Origin of the sequence: Pseudomonas sp. CM25, from assembly GCF_013179705.1 — a bacterium.
In the GTDB taxonomy this organism is placed as follows: Bacteria; Pseudomonadota; Gammaproteobacteria; order Pseudomonadales; family Pseudomonadaceae; genus Aquipseudomonas.
Genome location: NZ_JABMCW010000594.1, coordinates 1 through 1878 on the forward strand (window position 1 = coordinate 1; position 1878 = coordinate 1878).

Here is a 1878-nt window from a genome sequence, read left to right on the forward strand (position 1 = left end):
TGGCAGCCAGAAGGGACAGGGTCAGGCTCAGAAGATGGCGTTTCATGATTCGGTGCTCCTCTCGGGGGCTGGAAAGTGGGTACGAAGCCAATGCTACGCCGGGTAACGCCAGAGAGAAGTTCATACGGGTAATGGTAACAATCGACCGTATTGATAGAGGTTCGCAACGTGTCTAGGTAGCGCTTTTCAGCTGAAGGGCGGCAGCCCGCTGTGCGGTACTCGGGTAACACGCGCGGCCTGGCGCGATCCATTGCCGAGCAAAAGGCCCGGAAAAACTTCGCTATCATGGCGCCACCGATAAAACCCCACGGGTTTTCATCAGTCCGAACTAGTGAATGCCATCGCAGCGCCTGTTTTGTGTCATATCGCAAGGAGAATCACGCAATGACGCGTCCCGCCAGAATCCTCGTCTGGACCCTCGCCACCCTCCTGACCCTCTTGGCGATCCTGGTGGTGGTCATCGCCACCTTTGACTGGAACCGCGTCAAACCGCTGCTGAACGAGAAGGTCTCCGAAGCCTTGCACCGGCCCTTCGCCATCAATGGCAACCTCGCCGTGCATTGGCGTACCGAGCCTGAAGAAGGTGGTTGGCGGGCCTGGGTGCCGTGGCCGCACTTCATTGCCGAAGACCTGACCCTGGGCAACCCCGAATGGCTCAAGGAGCCGAAGATGGTCGGTCTGGAGCGTGTCGAGTTCCGCCTGGCACCGTTGCCGTTGCTGTTCCAGCAGATCAGCATCCCGCGCATCGACCTGACCAGGCCCACCGCCAGCCTTACCCGCCTGGCCGATGGCCGGGCCAACTGGACCTTCGACTTTGGCCCCAAGGATGAAAACGCAGAACCCTCCAAGTGGCAGCTGGATATCGGTGCCATCGGGTTCGACCAAGGCAATGTCAGCTTCGACGACCAGACCCTGAAAACCAGCATGAAGGTGCAGATCGACCCGCTGGGCAAGCCGATCCCGTTCAGCGACATTGTCGGCAAGGCCAGCGCCGACAAAGCCGGCGGTGCGCAGGATTACGCCTTCGGCCTCAAGGCCCAGGGCCGTTACAAAGGCCAGCCGGTTGCCGGTACCGGCAAGATCGGCGGCCTGCTGGCCCTGCAGGACGCCAGCCAGCCGTTCCCGCTGCAGGCCGACGTGCGCATTGCCGACACCCATGTGGTGCTCGCCGGTACCCTGACCGACCCACGCAACCTCGGGGCTCTCGACCTGCGCCTGCGCCTGTCCGGTGCCAGCCTGGGCAACCTCTACCCGTTGACCGGGGTGACGTTGCCCGACACCCCGGCTTATTCCACCGACGGCCACCTGAACGCCAACCTGCATGCGCCGCAAGGGGCGACGTTCAATTACCAGGGCTTCAACGGCAAGATCGGCGACAGCGACATTCACGGTGATCTGGCCTTCGTCGCCAGCCAGCCACGGCCAAAGCTGTCGGGCAACCTGGTGTCCAACCAGTTGCTGTTCAAGGACCTGGCGCCGCTGATCGGCGCCGACTCCAACGCCGAGCAGAAGGCCCGCGGCGGTGCCAGCAAGCAGCCGAGCGGCAAGGTGCTGCCGGTGGAAGAGTTCCGCACCGAGCGCTGGCGCGCCATGGACGCCGACGTCACTTTTGCTGGTAAACGCATCGTACACAGCGCACAACTGCCGTTCACCGATCTGTCGGCCCATGTGATCCTGGACGACGGCCTGCTGCGCCTGGAGCCGCTGCGCTTCGGGGTGGCTGGCGGCAATCTGGCGGCCAAGGTGCGCCTGGATGGCCGCAACGTGCCGCTGCAAGGCCGCGCCCGGCTGACGGCACGTGGCTTCAAGCTCAAGCAACTGTTCCCTACCTTCGCGCCGATGCAAACCAGCTTTGGCGAGCTCAACGGTGATGCCGAC

Annotated in this window: 1 protein-coding gene; it reads left to right on the forward strand. The window is 63.3% G+C overall.

What is annotated here, in order from left to right:
* Positions 1-384: 384 nt before the first annotated feature.
* Positions 385-1878: AsmA family protein (locus HP546_RS29795; RefSeq protein WP_172233330.1), on the forward strand; the 1494-nt coding region annotated here is incomplete at its 3' end.